16 protein-coding genes and 2 pseudogenes are annotated in these 15,258 nt (G+C 72.4%); 8 read left to right on the top strand and 10 right to left on the bottom strand.

Annotated elements, in window-relative coordinates; translation table 11 throughout:
- Positions 1 to 213: 213 nt before the first annotated feature.
- The 3 genes and pseudogenes from AB0G15_RS42205 to AB0G15_RS42195 all read right to left on the bottom strand — a co-directional run bounded on the left by AB0G15_RS42205 (position 214) and on the right by AB0G15_RS42195 (position 3,513).
- On the bottom strand, positions 214 to 2,598 hold the full coding sequence (locus tag AB0G15_RS42205; RefSeq protein ID WP_362851163.1) for an excinuclease ABC subunit UvrA: 2,385 nt from the start codon (positions 2,596 to 2,598) through the stop codon (positions 214 to 216).
- A gap of 268 nt (positions 2,599 to 2,866) precedes the next feature.
- A pseudogene (locus AB0G15_RS42200) lies at positions 2,867 to 3,058 on the bottom strand (VOC family protein); the annotation flags it as partial.
- A 5-nt stretch (positions 3,059 to 3,063) separates the two neighbouring features.
- Positions 3,064 to 3,513: a helix-turn-helix transcriptional regulator gene (locus tag AB0G15_RS42195; RefSeq protein ID WP_362692449.1), complete on the bottom strand. Its 450-nt coding sequence runs from the start codon at positions 3,511 to 3,513 to the stop codon at positions 3,064 to 3,066.
- A 173-nt stretch (positions 3,514 to 3,686) separates the two neighbouring features.
- Here AB0G15_RS42195 and AB0G15_RS42190 point away from each other — a divergent pair, with 173 nt between their 5' ends.
- Together AB0G15_RS42190 and AB0G15_RS42185 are read left to right on the top strand one after the other, a co-directional pair.
- Entirely contained in the window at positions 3,687 to 3,989 is a 303-nt protein-coding gene (locus AB0G15_RS42190; protein ID WP_362851162.1) for a hypothetical protein, read from the top strand.
- 144 nt (positions 3,990 to 4,133) lie between these two features.
- Entirely contained in the window at positions 4,134 to 4,307 is a 174-nt protein-coding gene (locus tag AB0G15_RS42185; RefSeq protein WP_362851161.1) for a hypothetical protein, read from the top strand.
- Between the two features lie 45 nt (positions 4,308 to 4,352).
- Here the strand turns inward: AB0G15_RS42185 and AB0G15_RS42180 are convergent, their stop codons facing one another.
- Positions 4,353 to 5,063: an alpha/beta hydrolase gene (locus tag AB0G15_RS42180; protein ID WP_362851160.1), complete on the bottom strand. Its 711-nt coding sequence runs from the start codon at positions 5,061 to 5,063 to the stop codon at positions 4,353 to 4,355.
- 110 nt (positions 5,064 to 5,173) lie between these two features.
- Entirely contained in the window at positions 5,174 to 5,410 is a 237-nt protein-coding gene (locus AB0G15_RS42175; protein WP_362851159.1) for a hypothetical protein, read from the bottom strand.
- 46 nt (positions 5,411 to 5,456) lie between these two features.
- On the opposite strand from AB0G15_RS42175, the gene AB0G15_RS42170 reads away from it, so the two are divergent.
- The gene (locus AB0G15_RS42170) at positions 5,457 to 5,789 is read left to right on the top strand and encodes a MarR family transcriptional regulator (RefSeq protein ID WP_362851158.1); all 333 of its coding nucleotides are present in this window, start codon (positions 5,457 to 5,459) and stop codon (positions 5,787 to 5,789) included.
- A 392-nt stretch (positions 5,790 to 6,181) separates the two neighbouring features.
- Here the strand turns inward: AB0G15_RS42170 and AB0G15_RS42165 are convergent, their stop codons facing one another.
- Positions 6,182 to 6,448, bottom strand: coding sequence for a GlsB/YeaQ/YmgE family stress response membrane protein (locus tag AB0G15_RS42165; RefSeq protein ID WP_362851157.1), 267 nt, complete (start codon positions 6,446 to 6,448; stop codon positions 6,182 to 6,184).
- A 522-nt stretch (positions 6,449 to 6,970) separates the two neighbouring features.
- Here AB0G15_RS42165 and AB0G15_RS42160 point away from each other — a divergent pair.
- Entirely contained in the window at positions 6,971 to 8,326 is a 1,356-nt protein-coding gene (locus tag AB0G15_RS42160; RefSeq protein WP_362851156.1) for a serine hydrolase domain-containing protein, read from the top strand.
- Here the strand turns inward: AB0G15_RS42160 and AB0G15_RS42155 are convergent.
- Positions 8,269 to 9,165, bottom strand: a complete 897-nt coding sequence (locus AB0G15_RS42155) for a LysR family transcriptional regulator (protein ID WP_362851155.1) — start codon at positions 9,163 to 9,165, stop codon at positions 8,269 to 8,271. The two genes, AB0G15_RS42160 and AB0G15_RS42155, sit on opposite strands and share 58 nt — an antisense overlap.
- Before the next feature lie 77 nt (positions 9,166 to 9,242).
- Here AB0G15_RS42155 and AB0G15_RS42150 point away from each other — a divergent pair, with 77 nt between their 5' ends.
- The 4 genes from AB0G15_RS42150 to AB0G15_RS42135 all read left to right on the top strand — a co-directional run bounded on the left by AB0G15_RS42150 (position 9,243) and on the right by AB0G15_RS42135 (position 12,128).
- Positions 9,243 to 9,947, top strand: coding sequence for a hypothetical protein (locus AB0G15_RS42150; protein WP_362851154.1), 705 nt, complete (start codon positions 9,243 to 9,245; stop codon positions 9,945 to 9,947).
- 213 nt (positions 9,948 to 10,160) lie between these two features.
- Positions 10,161 to 11,051, top strand: coding sequence for a cytochrome P450 (locus AB0G15_RS42145; RefSeq protein ID WP_362851153.1), 891 nt, complete (start codon positions 10,161 to 10,163; stop codon positions 11,049 to 11,051).
- On the top strand, positions 11,048 to 11,875 hold the full coding sequence (locus AB0G15_RS42140) for an isocitrate lyase/phosphoenolpyruvate mutase family protein (protein WP_362851152.1): 828 nt from the start codon (positions 11,048 to 11,050) through the stop codon (positions 11,873 to 11,875). The genes AB0G15_RS42145 and AB0G15_RS42140 overlap by 4 nt, the downstream gene beginning before the upstream one ends.
- 112 nt (positions 11,876 to 11,987) lie before the next feature.
- Complete coding sequence (locus AB0G15_RS42135) at positions 11,988 to 12,128, top strand: hypothetical protein (protein ID WP_362851151.1); 141 nt, start codon at positions 11,988 to 11,990, stop codon at positions 12,126 to 12,128.
- A gap of 114 nt (positions 12,129 to 12,242) precedes the next feature.
- On the opposite strand, the gene AB0G15_RS42130 is transcribed toward AB0G15_RS42135, so the two are convergent.
- The 3 genes and pseudogenes from AB0G15_RS42130 to AB0G15_RS42120 all read right to left on the bottom strand — a co-directional run.
- Complete coding sequence (locus AB0G15_RS42130; RefSeq protein WP_362851150.1) at positions 12,243 to 12,803, bottom strand: GtrA family protein; 561 nt, start codon at positions 12,801 to 12,803, stop codon at positions 12,243 to 12,245.
- Positions 12,804 to 13,150: 347 nt separating this feature from the next.
- The gene (locus tag AB0G15_RS42125) at positions 13,151 to 14,188 is read right to left on the bottom strand and encodes a TerC family protein (protein ID WP_362851149.1); all 1,038 of its coding nucleotides are present in this window, start codon (positions 14,186 to 14,188) and stop codon (positions 13,151 to 13,153) included.
- A 613-nt stretch (positions 14,189 to 14,801) separates the two neighbouring features.
- A pseudogene (locus tag AB0G15_RS42120) lies at positions 14,802 to 15,258 on the bottom strand (hypothetical protein); the annotation flags it as partial.

The following is a 15,258-nucleotide window of genomic DNA, read 5'->3' as shown; positions in this document are numbered from 1 at the left end:
CGGGGGGGGGGCGGGCCGGCGGGGGCGGGGGGGGGCGCACCGGCGCGGGGGTGATCCCCGCGGGGGCGGGATGCCGCGTGCCGGCGCGCGCCGTCACGCGGCATCCGGCCCCGTCGGGGTGCGGGTGGTCGCCGCTGCCGAAGGCGGGATCGAGCCGGCCCTCGCCGGCGGGACGGGCCAGGGCGCGGTCGCGAACCTCCTGAGGCTGCCAGGTCAGGCGCCGACGTAGGCCGCGAGGTGCTCGCCGGTGACGGTGGAGCGGGCGGCGACGAGGCCGGCGGGGGTGCCCTCGAAGACGATCCGGCCGCCGTCGTGGCCGGCGCCGGGACCGAGGTCGATGATCCAGTCGGCGTGCGCCATGACGGCCTGGTGGTGCTCGATGACGATGACCGACTTGCCGGAGTCGACGAGCCGGTCGAGCAGGCCGAGCAGCTGCTCGACGTCGGCGAGGTGCAGGCCGCTGGTCGGCTCGTCGAGGACGTAGACGCCGCCCTTCTCGGCCATGTGGGTGGCCAGCTTGAGCCGCTGCCGCTCGCCGCCGGACAGCGTGGTGAGCGGCTGGCCGAGGCTGAGGTAGCCGAGCCCGACGTCGGCGAGCCGGCCGAGGACGGCGTGCGCGGCCGGGATGCGCGCCTCGCCGGCGCCGAAGAACTCCTCGGCCTCGGTCACCGACATCGCGAGCACCTCGCTGATGTCGCGGCCGCCGAGGCGGTGGTCCAGCACCGACGCCTGGAACCGCCTGCCCTCGCACTCCTCGCAGGTGGTGGCGACCCCGGCCATCATCGCCAGGTCGGTGTAGATGACGCCGGCGCCGTTGCAGCCCGGGCAGGCGCCCTCGGAGTTGGCGCTGAACAGCGCCGGCTTCACGCCGTTGGCCTTCGCGAACGCCTTGCGGATCGGTTCGAGCAGTCCGGTGTAGGTCGCCGGGTTGCTCCGTCGCGAGCCGCGGATCGCCCCTTGGTCGACCGACACCACACCCGCCCCCGCGGGGATCGACCCGTGCACGAGCGAGCTCTTGCCGGAGCCGGCGACGCCGGTGACGACGACGAGCACCCCGAGCGGGATGTCGACGTCGACGTCGCGCAGGTTGTGCGCCGTCGCGCCGCGGATCTCCAGCGTGCCGGTGGGCGTCCGCACCTTCTCCTTGAGGGTGGCCCGGTCGTCGAAATGGCGGCCGGTGATGGTGCCGCTGGTCCGCAGCCCCTCGACGGTGCCCTCGAAACAGACGGTGCCACCCGCCGTACCGGCGCCGGGGCCGAGGTCGACGACGTGGTCGGCGATCACGATCGTCTCCGGCTTGTGCTCCACGACGAGCACCGTGTTGCCCTTGTCCCGCAGCCGCAGCAGCAGGCCGTTCATCCGCTGGATGTCATGGGGGTGCAGGCCGACGGTGGGCTCGTCGAAGACGTAGGTGACGTCGGTGAGCGAGGAGCCGAGATGGCGGATCATCTTGACGCGCTGTGCCTCGCCGCCCGACAGCGTGCCCGAGGAACGGTCGAGCGAGAGGTAGCCCAGCCCGATCTCCACGAACGAGTCGAGGGTGTGCCGCAGCGCGGCGAGCAGCGGCGCCACCGACGGCTCGGCCAGGTCTCGGACCCATCCGGCCAGGTCGCTGATCTGCATCGCGCACGCGTCGGCGATGTTGATCCCGCCGATCCGCGACGACCGGGCCGCCTCGCTGAGCCGGGTGCCCTCACACTCGGGGCAGGTGGTGAAGGTGACCGCCCGGTCCACGAACGCCCGGATGTGCGGCTGCATCGCCTCCCGGTCCTTGGACAGGAACGACTTCTGGATCTTCGGGATCAGCCCCTCGTAGGTGAGGTTGACGCCGTCGACCTTCACCTTGACCGGCTCCTTGTAGAGGAAGTCGTGGAGCTCCTTCTCGGTGTACTCGCGGATCGGCTTGTCCGGGTCGACGAAGCCCGACTCGGCGTAGACCCGCACGGTCCAGAAGCTGTCCGACTTCCAGCCGGGAATGGTGAACGCGCCCTCGGCGAGCGACTTGGAGTCGTCGTAGAGCTGGGTGAGGTCGATGTCGGAGACCGCGCCCTGGCCCTCGCAGCGCGTGCACATGCCGCCGATGCGGGTGAAGGTCGCCTTCTCGGTCTTGCGGGCGCCGCGTTCGACCGTGATCGCACCGCTCGCCCGGACCGTGGGGACGTTGAAGGAGAACGCGTTGGGCGAGCCGATGTGCGGCTGCCCGAGCCGGCTGAAGAGGATGCGCAGCATCGCGTTGGCGTCGGTGGCGGTGCCGACCGTGGAGCGGATGTTGGCCCCCATACGCTGCTGGTCGACGATGATCGCGGTCGTCAGCCCATCGAGCACGTCGACCTCGGGCCGCGCCATCGTCGGCATGAAGCCCTGCACGAAGGTGCTGTAGGTCTCGTTGATCAGCCGCTGCGACTCCGCGGCGATCGTGCCGAACACCAGCGAGCTCTTGCCCGAGCCGGAGACGCCGGTGAACACCGTCAGCCGGCGCTTCGGGATCTCGACGCTGACGTCCTTGAGGTTGTTCCCGCGCGCGCCGTGCACGCGGATCAGGTCGTGACTGTCGGCATCGTGCGGCGCAGGCGACTGCGCGTCCGTTCCGGGGGCCATGTTCATCGTGTCTCCATATGTGTAGGCAGGGCCGCCTTCGCGGTCTCCATCGGCGTCGCCTGGCTCGATCTAACCAGCTTCGAGCGGTACGTCTGGTTTTTCCTCGTCGGTCCGGTGGGGGCGGGACCAGCGGTACGGCGTGGCCGTCGGCGGCGCCTCGCCGTCCCCGCCGAAGGACGGCGGCACCGACCACGGCGCGCCGCCCGCCGAGGCGCCGGCCACCCGGCCACCTCGGCCGTGGTCGCCGGAGGGGTCAGCGGAGCTCGTCGCCGGGGTCGGCGGCCGGCGGCTCCAGGACGGCGGACGTGCCGGGCCGGCCGGCGGGGACGGCCGTGATCCGGCGCATCCCCTCGTACCCCACGTCGTCGCGGACCTCGAAGCCGGGAACGTCACGGTAGAAGGCCGGCGGGGCGTCCGGATCGTCATGCGGGAGGAAGGCGGCGTGAACGGCGATGTCCATGGCGATCACGCTAGGCGCGGCGCGGGGGCCGGCGCTTCTCGATTCCTGACGGGCCTGGTCACCCGTTTCGCCACGCACGGCGGCATCCCCGCCGTCGCGCGCGCCGCCTGGCGCCGGTAGGTGCTGGGCGGCATGCCGACCAGTTCGGTGAAGCGGGTGCTGAAGGTGCCCAGCGACGAGCAGCCGACCGCGAAACAGACCTCGGTGACGCTGAGGTCGCCACGGCGCAGCAGCGCCATCGCGCGCTCGATGCGCCGCGTCATGAGGTAGCCGTACGGAGACTCTCCGTAGGCGAGCCGGAACTCGCGGCTGAGGTGCCCGGCCGACATGTGCGCGCCGCGGGCGAGCGCCTCGACGTCCAGCGGCTGCGCGTACTCCCGGTCGATCCGGTCGCGGACGCGGCGCAGCCGCGCGAGGTCACGAAGGCGCTGCGCCGGGACGGGTCTGCTGGTCACCCGCACAATCGTATGCCGCCCCGGAATCGCCCGGTAATCTCGGAATCGGTTTCTCCGGGCGACGACGTCGCCTCGGGTCCCGACACGTCGTGCGCGAAGTCGGAGGTGATCACGGTGCATCCGGTCTTGTGACGGCCCCAGCCCGGGGCGTCGCGGAGCCGAAAGGTGACCGTATGAGCAAGACCGACAAGACCCGGCCCTGGTGGGTGCGGATGGCCGACGCGCCGATGGCGACCTGCCTGCCCGTGCATGATCACCGGTTCGGGCCCTGCACGTTGCCGGACGAGATCACCGCCGGCAGCGCGTCCCTGAGCCACCGTGCGGGTGGCTGTCACTGGAGCGCCACCGCCTACGCCTACCACCTGTTCGGGTACGGCCGCGGGGGCCGGGAGTGGTACCGCCTCCGCCGCGAAGAGCACCGCCGTGACCGCCACCGGACGCGCCGTGAGCTGCGCGCTTACCGCGGCGAAGAGTGAAGGAGGGCGAAGTCCCGGACCTCGGCGGGCGCCCGGCGGTGACCGGGACTTCGCCCGCAAGGCCGCGGCACCGGACCGGTACATCCCGACGGCCGCGTCTTCGCCGCCGGAACCGGGCAGCCGGTCTTCCACGTCGAACACTCCGTGACCGGCCAGGTGGGCGACCCGCTCAACCTCTGGCGCATCGTCCACCTGACCGACGGACCGGACCCGTCTTCGGCGGCCGCCTTCGACGGCCTGGCCGGCGATCCCTGCCTGCGGGTGTTCGTCGAGGTGCGCCTTCGCGAGGATCTCGGACGCGGGCTCGTCCGCCGCTGAGGACGCGGCCCGGCCGGCCGGCGGCGGTGCCGTGCCGGGTGGTGCTCAGACGTCGGCGGCCCGCAGGACGAGGGCGGCGACCTCGTCCGGGTGGGAGGCGAACACCGCGTGGGAGGCGCCCGCGACGCTGACGACCTCGCCACCGGCGCGCTCGGCCATGAAGTGGTGCGCGGCGGCCGGGATGTTCTTGTCCGCCTCGGCGATCAGGAAGAAGCCGGGCAGCTCCGCCCACGCCTGCGGGCCCTCGGCGGCCTCGTTCAGCGCAGCGGCGGTGATCGGCCGCTGGGTCGCGGCCATCACCCGCGTCGTCTCCTCGGGCACGTCGGCCGCGAACTGGTTTCGGTAGAGCTCCTGCGCGACGTACATGTCCTGGTTGCCGTCCGGCAGCGGCACCGGCCGCAGCGTCTCGGCAAGGGTGCTGCCGGGGAACTTCCCGGCCAGGCCCGCCCCGCTCTCGCCCGCCTCCGGAGCGAACGCCGCGACGTAGACCAGGGCGGAGACGTTCTCGGCCCCGGCGGCGGCCCTGCTGATCACCATCCCGCCGTAGGAGTGCCCGACCAGGACGACCGGGCCCTCGATCGTGTCCACCAGCGCACGTACCTGCGCCGCGTCGTAAGCCACCGAGCGCAGCGGGTTGGGCGCCGCGACGACCTGGTGCCCGGCGGCCTGCAGCCGCTCGACGACCGGGCCCCAGCCGCCCGACTCCGCGAACGCCCCGTGCACCAGGACGATGGTCGGCTTCTTGTTCGTGGCCATGGTTTCTTCCGAAAGGTCTCTCGTTAGTGCTGACGGAAACCATGGTCGGCAGGACGCCCGCGCACAGCACCTGTCAGATGACCGTCGTCCCGACGGTCACCGTCGGCCGGTCATCGCCGCGCAGGCGGCAGGGCGTCCACCCAGCTGCGCGCCAGCTCGCCCCGGCCGCCCGCCCGCAACAACGCCGCCGGTCCGCGCGACGCCTCCTCGAAGATCGTCAGAGTGCCGCCGTCCGGCTCCTCCAGCAGGAGCCACGACTGGTAGAAGCTCAGCTCGTCGCTCACCGCGGCCCAGCCGAAGCGGGTCGGGCGGCTCCTGTTCGCGGCGCAACGCGAACTCTTCGTCACACTCGCCGAGCAGGGGTTCGACGACCTCAGGCACCGGCACGGCGCCGTGCTCGCGTACCTGGACCCGGACGGCGTCCGGGCCACCGAGCTGTCGCGGCCGGCGGGCACTTCCAAGCAGATCATCGGGATGCTGATCGACGAGCTGGAGGCTCTGGGTTACGTCGAGCGACGGCCCGATCCAAGCGACCGCCGCGCGAAGCTGATCTGTCCCACCGAACGCGGCCTGTCCCAGATGCGCGCCGCCGACGCCATCATGAACGCCATCCAGCAGCGGCACGCGCGGCGCCTCGGGCAAAAGAGCTACGACGAGTTCACGCGCATGCTCACCGACATCACCGAGCACCAGCGCGGCCACCTCCGCTCCGTCGGAGAGGACTGATCAGCGGTCCGTGACGAGGTCCGAGATCGGCCTCGGCGAGACCTGACCACAGGTCCGTGACGACATGACTCATGATTGCCCCGGCCACATAGTCAAAAAAATTTACTATCATCAAAATGGACTATTTGCAAAACGACCACCCGTCTTGCCCGGGTCGCCTCCCCGGCAGGCGGCCGACCACGAGATCACGGCCTGATCCGCGGATCGTCCCGGGTGGCGGTGCGAGGATACGCCGAGAGTCCGGTTCCGACTCGCGCCGGTCGGCGCTGGTCGGTTCCGGACTCCTCGCCGGTCCCCACGACCCCGTGAGGGCGGGAACCTTCCTCGTACGACGCGGCGACCCGCGTCGTCAGTGCTCGGAGGCGGGCCTCTCGGCCCGCGTTCCGCGAGGTTCAGGCCTTGCTGCCCCTCTTCTTGGCCTGCATGTTGGAAACGACGCCCACGCAGATGACGGCCATGACGATCTGCACCACGAAGGTCAGCAACGTCCTGTCCGCGAAGCCCAGCAGGTGGGCGATGGCGGTGCCGGCGAGGGCGGCCACGATGCCGGCGAGGATGGTGGGAACCCACCCGATGTCCTGGCGGCCCGGAATCAGCAACCGGCCGATACCGCCGGTGATCGCACCGACGACGATGGCGCTGATAATGAACGTGATCATGGTGATCTCCCTGTTCGGGCAGGTCTCAAACTGTCGACGGCGAGCCTAGGATGTCCCTGTTGACGTGACCTTGACATCATGTATACGCCGATGACCTGCCTTTATCGGGTGATCGAACCGGTCGCGGGGTGCGCTCCCCCCGGAAACGGGTTCAACGCGGCGCGGGCTGCCGCGGGGCGGGGTCCACCGCCTGTCCAGCTCCTTTCCCGAAAAAAGGATCAGCCGAACATGTCCTGACAAGGTATGTCGACAACGGAGCCGCCGCGAGATGCGCGCGATCGCACCGGTCAGGTCCGGTCCGGCCGCCGGATGATCTCGCTCGAGCGGGCTCCGGCGACACGTCGAGCCGCCGGTCCCGGCGGCCGGACGCCGCCACCGCCGTACGCGGCGACCACCCGGGCGGCCCGGCGGCCGGCCGTCACCCACCCCGCCGGGCTGCCGCCGATGCTCTCCCGGCCCGGACGGCACTAACCTGGGGACACTTTTTCGCGTTGGGTTTCGTGTCGGATGAGGAGCCATGTGATGTCGCCGGTTCTGGAGAGTACGGCTCGCGCGCTGCTGCGCAGGATCGCGGTGGAGCAGGCCCAGGGACGCCTGCCCTCGCTGACCGCCGCGGTGGTGCGCGACGGAGAGCTCGCCTGGTTCGGCGCGCGGGGCCGGGTGGAGGGGATCGCCCCCACACCCGTCACCCAGTACCGCATCGGCTCGATCACCAAGAGCCTGGTCGCCGCCGTGGTGATGCGCCTGCGCGACGAGGGGAAGGTGGACCTGCTCGACCCGGTCGGCAAGCACATTCCCGACCTCCGGGTCGGCGAGGTGACCGTCGCCCAGTTGTTGTCGCACACCTCGGGGCTGAGTGCCGAGTCCCCGGGACCGTGGTGGGAGCGGACCCCGGGCATGCCGGTCACCGACCTCGTCGCCGGGCTCGGTCCCGAGGCGGCCAAGCACCGGCCGGGACGCCGCTTCCACTACTCCAACGTGGGTTTCGCCCTGCTGGGCGAGCTGGTGGCCCGCCACCGCGGCGTGAGCTGGGCCGAGGCCGTGCAGGAGGAGATCCTGCTGCCCCTGGGCATGCGCGACACCACCTCGCGGCCGCGCGCGCCGCACGCCACCGGCTACGCCGTGCACCCCTGGGCGGACGTGCTGCTGCCGGAACCCGAGCACGACGCGGTCGCCATGGCCCCGGCCGGGCAGCTGTGGTCCACCCCCGCCGACCTCGCCCGCTGGGCGGCGTTCGTGGCCGGGGACACCGGGGGCGTGCTCGCCCCGGACACCGTGGCGGAGATGCGCGAGCCCGCGATCGTCGACGACGGTGACGCCTGGACCGGCGGGTACGGCCTGGGCCTGCAGCTGGCCCGCGCGGGCGGCCGCCGGCTGGCCGGCCACACCGGCTCCATGCCGGGCTTTCTGGCCACGGTGTGGGCCGACCCGTCCGACAAGGTCGGCGTGCTGTTCACCGCCAACTCAACCGCGGGCGTCAGCCGGAACCTGCTGACCGACCTGCTGGCGATCCTCGACAAGCACGAGCCGCGCCTGCCCGCCGAGTGGGAGCCCGTCGCCGACACCGCGGGCCTGCTGGAACTGGCCGGCCCGTGGTACTGGGGACCCAGCGCGTACGCGCTGCGGCTGCTGCCCGAGGGCGGTGTCTCCCTCAACCCGATCGGCGGCACGGGACGGGCCTCGCGGTTCACCGCCCAGGCCGACGGGACCTGGCTGGGGCTGGACGGCTACTACGCGGGCGAGACCCTGCGGGTGGTCCGCAGGCCCGACGGCACGCCCAGCCACCTGGACCTCAACACCTTCGTCTTCACCCGCACCCCCTACGACCCGGAGGCGGAGGTGCCCGGCGGGGTGGACGAGGGCGGCTGGCGCAGCTGAGCGGCGAGCGCGGCGGCCGGGCCGGTGACCTCGGCGTACAGGACCTCCACCCGGTGCACCACGCGCGGCGAGACCAGCGGCACCCCCCGCACCGCCCCAGCCGCCGCGACCGCCACGGACGCGGGCAGCAGGACCAGCCCGTGCCCGGCGGCGGCCAGGTTCAGCACCGTGCGCACGTCCTCGCCGTCGTAGCGGAACGCGGCGCGGAACCCACCCCCGCCGGCCAGCTCGCGCAGCCGCTCCACCGGTACGGCGACCGGCGCCCGCAACCACAGGGCGTCGGTCAGATCGGTCAGGTCCAGGCCGCGCCGGTGCGAGAGCGGGTGCCCGTCGGGCAGGACCACGACCGTTTCCTCCTCGACGACCCCGAAGCCCGGCAGCGGTCCCACGTCGGGTAGCCGCAGCGGGTCGCTGGGGGCGGCGATCCCGTCGACGAGGCCGAGACCGGCCGCGCCCGAGGCGATCTCTCCGGCGACGCGCTCGCGGGCGACGGTGCGCAGCGCGCATCCCGGCGGCAGGCTCCGCATGATCGCCGGAGTACAGGCCAGCGGGGAGGCGGCCACCGCCGGCCGTCCCGCCGGTCCCGCCGCGGCGCGAAGCACGTCCGCGCGGGCGGCCCGGTGGCGCAGCAGCAACGGTCCGGCGTGTTCCAGCAGGCGCTCCCCCGCCCGGGTGGGCGCCACCGGGCGGCGGTGCAGCAGTGCCAGCCCCAGGTCGGCCTCCAGCGCGGCGATCTGCTGTGAGACCGCCGACTGGGTGTAGCCGAGTTCGGTGGCGGCGGCGGAGAAGGATCGCCGGTCGGCGACGGTGACGAACGTGCGCAGCAGGTGCGGATCCACGGTGCATCAGTATCGCTTATCGAACCACCAGGAATCATCGTTGGCGCTTACCCGATGGCCGGCACCAGGATCGGGGCATGACCACCGCGAGGATCGCCCTGGTGGGCGACAAGTCACCGTCCGTCCGATCCCATGCCCGCATCCCCGTACTGCTGGAGGCGCTGCGCGAGCGCGACGGGCTGGCGCTGGACGCCTACTGGATCCCCACCACCGAGGCCACCGGCCTCGCGGGGTTCGACGGCGTCTGGATGGTGCCCGGCAGCCCGTACCGCAGCGAGGCCGGTGCGGTGAACGCCGCCCGCACCGCCCGCGAGCACGGCATCCCGTTCCTGGGCACCTGCGGGGGCTTCCAGCACACCCTGCTGGAGTACGCGCGCAACGTCCTGGGCCTGACCGTCGCGCACGCCGAGAACGACCCCGGTGCCGAGGACCTGCTGCTGCTGCCGCTGGCGTGCTCGCTGGCGGGCCACGAGGACGCCGTCCGGCTGACGCCGGGATCGCTGGCCGAGAAGATCGTCGGCGCCGAGAGGACCGTGGAGAGATACTCCTGCGCCTTCGGGCTCAACGCCGACTACGTGCCCGTACTGGAGGCGGGCGGGCTGCGCTTCACCGGCCACGACGAGGCGGGGCTGGTACGGGTCCTGGAGCTGCCGGGCCATCCGTTCTTCCTGGCCACCCTCTTCCAGCCGGAACTGGCCGGAGACGGCAGCCGCCCGCACCCGGTCATCGCCGCCTTCGCCTCGGCCTGCGTCACCCGCGCCGCCTCGTCCACGCGAGCGTGACCCCCGCGGAACGCCGAACGCGAAACCACCGGCCGCGTTTCGCGCGGAAGGCTCGCGCGGACGCTTCGGCGGGTGCCGAAGCGTCCGGCGCCTAACCTTTCGAACACCGCCGAGCCACGGGGCGCCGTACCGCGCGTCCCCGGCGGAGAGCGTGGCGGTCCCACGCCTCCCCCTTCGCCCGAAGGGGGAGATCTCCACCCCCAGGGAGAACCGATGACATCCGATCCGCTGGTCCTGAGCCGTCCCGCCGAGATACGGGCCGTGCTGGCCGACCCCCGCTTCACCGTCGAACCCGTGCCGCGCCCGCCGTTCGCGCTGACCGTGGCATGGCTGCGCGGAGCGGTAGGACGCTTCGCCGAGGGATCCACGCACGCCGAGCGCAGGGCCGCGGCAGAGGCGGTGCTGGCCGGGCTGGACCCGGACGCGCTGCGCGCCGAGGCGTTCCGGCTCGCCTCGCGGGACACCGGCGGTCACCCCTGTCCCCCGGAGCCGGAGCCGGAGCGGGTTCCGGTGCTGGTCCTGGCCGTCGCCCTGGGGGTACGGGCCGAAGACGGGCCGGAGGCCGTGGAGGCCGTCGCGGCGATCGCCCCGGCCTACCTGCCGGGGCCCGGGGCCGGGCCCTATGAGACGGATGTCGCCGCGGCCGACGCGGGGCTGGTGCGGCTCTCGCGCCTGCTGGGCGACCCGGCTCCGGAGCGGCTGGCCGTGGTGGCGGGACTGCTCGCCCAGGCGTACGGTCCGATGACCGGCCTGGTCCGCGGTGCCCTGGCCGCCGCACCGGCACGGTGCGCCGCCGGAGCCGGAACCGGAACCGGGGAGCCGCCCACGGCCGGGACGTGGACGGCGCGGGAACTGCTGCACGAGACCCTGCGCCACGATCCTCCGGTCCGGACGCTGCGTCGCAGGGCGCCCGGCGACGGGAGGACCGTGGTGCTCGACGTGGCGGCCGCCGGCCGGGATCCTGAGACGCCCCGCGGCCCGGACCTCGCGCGTACGGGAGACGAACCGGAGTTCCTGGCGTTCGGAGCGGGACCGCGCGCCTGCCCGGGCAGGCAGGTCGCGCTGGCCCTGGCGGCCGGGACGATCGAGGCGGCGACCCGATGACGTTCGCGCGGTTCAGGGCGCTGCACCACGCGGACGAGCCGTTGCTGCTTCCCTGCGCGTGGGATCACGCCTCCGCGGCGGCTCTGGCGGAGGCGGGGTTCGCCGCGATCGGGACGACGAGCCTGGGGGTGGCCGCCGCGGCGGGCAAGCCGGACGCCGGGCGGGCGACGCGGGAGGAGACGCTGACGCTGGCCCGGACGATCACGGGGCTGGGGATCCCGGTGACGGTGGACATCGAGGCGGGGTTCGCCGAGGCGCCCGGCCAGGTCGCCGACCTGGTGGCGGAGCTGGCGGGGCTGGGAGTGGCGGGGATCAACCTGGAAGACGGGCGTGGTGACCGCCTGGCCGATGTCCAGGCACAGGCGGAACTGGTCGCGGTGGTCAAGCGACGGGTTCCGGAGGTGTTCCTCAACGCGCGTACCGACGCGTTCTGGCTGGGCCTGCCCGGCGCCCGGGCGCTGGCGCTGGAAAGGATCCGGGCCTACGCGGGGGCGGGGGCCGACGGGGTCTTCGTGCCGGGCGCGAGCGCCGAACGGGACATCGAGGCGCTGGCGGGCGGGGCCGGGGTGCCGCTGAACGTGCTCGTACAGCCCGGCGTGCCGGTGCGACGGCTGGCCGAGCTGGGCGTGGCCCGCCTCAGTTACGGGTCGCTGCTGTTTCGCGCGGCGTTGCGGGCGGCCGTCACCACGGCGCTGGCGGTGGCCCGGGGCGAACCGGTCACCGGCGACGTGCCGTCCTACGAGCAGGTCGAGGCGCTGCACCGGTACGGCTCGCGCGCCGGCGACGGCTCGCGCGAAACGAGTGAGGTACCCCGGCTTTCGTGAGGTCGCTGATGTGCCCCGAGTTCGGCGGAGCCTGGCCGGAGCCGTCATCCGTGACGATCTCGCGCGCCGGCGGTGACGCCGGCCGTGAGGCGCCCATCTCGACGGAAGGTCAGTGCGAAAGCGCAGGGCGGAGGTGGCGACACCGGTGCGGCCCGCGCCCAGCGTGCACCTCACGCACGCCTCCGTGGAGCGGTTGCCGAGCTTCGGCGACCCGCTCGACGCCATCCTCGCCGTCAACTCCGTGGGGTTCTGACCCGACCCGGTGGATCGGCTCCGCGAGTTGCGCCGCCTGCTCCGCCCCGCAGGGCGCATCGCGCTCGTCAGCCAGCCCCGCTGCCCCGGTGCCACCCGCGACACCACGGTCGGATCAGGCCGCCTCGTCCTCGGGCTTGGGAGCCGGAGCCAGCCGCACGCGGCCGGGGTGGGCCTCCTCGTCGGGGAAGACCCACTTCCGGAACGCCCAGAACCGGAAGACCATGGCGACCAGCGTGCCGACGACCTGCGCGCTCACGAAGTCGGCGATCTCCTGGGTGATCAGGCTCACCTCCGGGGTCTCCAGCAGGAACACGTACCGGGAGATCCACAGCGGCACGGAGCTGAGCACCAGACCGACGCCACTGACCAGGAAGAACAGCGCCGCCTCGTGGTGGCGCTCGCGACCGCCCCTGGTCCGGAACGACCATTCACGGTTCAGCACATAGGACACGATCGTCGCCACGAGCACCGCGATGACCTTCGCGGTCACCGGCTTCGGTTCCAGAACGGTCAGCTTCAGCCCATAGAACACCGCGTTGTCCACCAGGAACGCCGTTCCACCCACCACCGCGAACTTCAGCAGCTCACGGTGTTTCAGCGCGAGGGCGGGCAGCGGTCCCGGCAATCCCGCGAGTAGTGCTTTCGCTGTTTCGAAGCGTCCCGATCGTCTCACCAGCCGGACACCCTGGTCTCAGGACTCATTGACACGGCCTTTCCGGCTCGGGCGGCTGGAGCCGCCTCTGTCGACATCTGGTACCAATCCTCACCCACACCACGGTCGAGTACTTCGCGGTGGAGCGCCCGTCAGGGGCCGGGCCGTCTCGGTGACCGGATGAGCCACCCGGCAAACTCCGGCCCGGACACGACGTCGGGATGACGCCCCCGCCGAGAGCCGATGCTCAACACCGATCAGGCGGCCACCATACATTCGTTCCATCGCGCCCTGCCATTGACGCCGTAGCAGGTGCCCGGAGAAGGTTCGTCGGAAAGCCCATTGTTCCGGGCCCTCGGCACGGAACGTCAGCCCGCCGGTCGCGAGCGAGGCTCGCGTTCGTCGGGTGAGGCGGCGGACTTCGCGTCGCGGCGGTTGGCGTGCACACTCGTGATCGTGATGGTGATCAGAACGGCGACGATGACCCCCAGCGAGATCGGGGTGGGAATCTCCGGGACCCACGTCCAGGTGCCGTGCGCCCAGTGCAGGACGAGCTTGATCCCGATGAAGGCCAGGATGACGCTGAGCCCGTGGTTCAGGTGCCGCAGTTTCGTCAGGGCGCCCAGGAGCACGAAGTAGAGCGCCCGCAGGCCCAGCAGGGCGAAGGCGTTGGTGGCGAAGACGAGGAAGGGATCCTCGGTCACGCCGTACACCGCGGGCACCGAGTCGATGGCGAAGACGATGTCGGTGGCGAAGACGGCCACGATGGCCAGGGCCAGCGGGGTCAGGGCGCGGCGGCCGTCCTCGCGAACAACCAGGTGAGAGCCGCGGTAGTCGTCGGTGACCGGCATGAAGCGCCGTAGCAGCCGGATCGAGCGCATGGAGGAGATGTCGACCTCCTGGTGCTGCCCGCTCAGCGCGTCCTTGAGGATCTTCCCGGCGGTGACGATCAGTATCCCGCCGAACAGCAGGAACGCCCATGTGCCGCTCCGCAGGACGGCCGCCCCCAGCGCTATGAAGATCGCGCGCAGTACCAGGGCCCCGATGATGCCGTACAGCAGGACGCGCTGGGCCAGCACGGTGGGGACCGCGAAGGCCGACAGCAGCAGCATGAACACGAACAGGTTGTCGACCGACAGTGACTTCTCCACCACGTAGCCGGTGAAGAACTCCACCGCCACGCCGGACCCGAAGGCCCTCCATACGTAGACGCCGAACAGCAGGGGCAGTGTCAGGTAGAAAACCGACCAGCCCACCGCCTCGCGCATCCGCACCTCGTGCGGGCGCCGGGTCAGCATGAAGTCCACGGCCAGCAGGACCGCCAGAGCGGCCACGGTGATCGTCCACAGTCTCGGCGAACCGATCGTCTCAAGATCGGCCACCGGCAGGATCGCCTCGGCGGACATGCAACCTCCTCGAACGCGCTCGGCTGTTCGAGGTCTCCTTCACCTATGCCTGCGGGCGGCCGCCCGGGGACGTCGCGAGACGTCCGTGCTGACCGGATCGGCTCTTGGAAGTACTCCCCTCGTCCCCTCAGGTTAGGCGGATCCCCTGGAGGCGACCTTCCCCGGGGGTCGTTTGACTATGCCCTGAGCTGCACTGATAGTGGAATTGACACGGAGGGGAGTACCCGCCGTCCGACACCCCGATCGTCATCACGGTCCCCGAGCGCAGGGAGGCCCGGCGGGGTGGCCCTCGTGCGACACGGGGGTGCGGGAAGACCTTCGTCCTCGTCGTCACATGATCACAGCGAGGTCGAGGGAGGACTCGATGTCGACCGCCGCGTTTCTCGAAATTCTGCTGGGTGTGCTGCTGACGATCTCCGCGATCGCCACCGTCGCCGTCCTGTGGCCGGGCAGGCCCGGGCCCCGGCGGCCGCTCCCCCTCGACCCGCCCCCCTCGCCCCCTCCGTGCCGTCCGCCGGTCATCGGCACGAGGCGCCGGGGCGTGACGGGCCGAAGGCGCCGCGCACCGGTCTCGCCTCGGCCGAGGCCCGGTGAGGCCCACAGGCTCAGAGGCTCAGCCGGGTTCCGCCCGTAGCTCGGCGGTGATCGCCCGTTCCCTGAGCTGGGCGGATTCGGCGCGCAGTGCCTCCATCTGCTCACGCAGATCCGTCAGGCGCATCTGTTCCATGGCCAGCCGCATGCGCGCCTCGTCGCGTTCGGCGAGGGCCTCGGCGACTTTGGCCGCCGCGCGCTCCCCCGCCTCGGCGATCTTCTCGGCGGCGCGTTCCTCGGCTTTGGCCATCCGGCGCGCCGTCCGCCTCTCCAGATCCGCCGCCTGCTTGTCCACTTGCTCCGCCCGCGAACGCGCCTCGGCCGCTTCGGCCAGGGCCTGAGCGCGCGCGGACGCCTCGGCGTCGGCGCGCGCCAGCGCCCGGTGCCGCTCGGGCTCGGCCGCGTCGGGGCGGGCCGACCGGGGCGCGGCGGGGCGCCGGGGCCGGGCGGCGGGCGGGGGGGCCGGCCGGGGCTGCGCG

It is taken from the genome of Streptosporangium sp. NPDC023825, from assembly GCF_040639575.1.
In the GTDB taxonomy this organism is placed as follows: domain Bacteria; phylum Actinomycetota; class Actinomycetes; order Streptosporangiales; family Streptosporangiaceae; genus Streptosporangium.
The sequence above is the reverse complement of the archived record's forward strand: the minus strand, read 5'-3'. Positions and strand labels throughout refer to the sequence as shown.

Bases quoted from the DNA above. Each gene is read 5' to 3' on its own strand.
- AB0G15_RS42180 (WP_362851160.1), bottom strand. From the start codon at position 5,063: ATGGCCACGAACAAGAAGCCGACCATCGTCCTGGTGCACGGGGCGTTC.
- AB0G15_RS42145 (WP_362851153.1), top strand. From the start codon at position 10,161: ATGACATCCGATCCGCTGGTCCTGAGCCGTCCCGCCGAGATACGGGCC.
- AB0G15_RS42125 (WP_362851149.1), bottom strand. From the start codon at position 14,188: ATGTCCGCCGAGGCGATCCTGCCGGTGGCCGATCTTGAGACGATCGGT.
- AB0G15_RS42190 (WP_362851162.1), top strand. From the start codon at position 3,687: ATGAGCAAGACCGACAAGACCCGGCCCTGGTGGGTGCGGATGGCCGAC.
- AB0G15_RS42205 (WP_362851163.1), bottom strand. From the start codon at position 2,598: ATGGCCCCCGGAACGGACGCGCAGTCGCCTGCGCCGCACGATGCCGAC.
- AB0G15_RS42140 (WP_362851152.1), top strand. From the start codon at position 11,048: ATGACGTTCGCGCGGTTCAGGGCGCTGCACCACGCGGACGAGCCGTTG.
- AB0G15_RS42150 (WP_362851154.1), top strand. From the start codon at position 9,243: ATGACCACCGCGAGGATCGCCCTGGTGGGCGACAAGTCACCGTCCGTC.
- AB0G15_RS42160 (WP_362851156.1), top strand. From the start codon at position 6,971: ATGTCGCCGGTTCTGGAGAGTACGGCTCGCGCGCTGCTGCGCAGGATC.
- AB0G15_RS42165 (WP_362851157.1), bottom strand. From the start codon at position 6,448: ATGATCACGTTCATTATCAGCGCCATCGTCGTCGGTGCGATCACCGGC.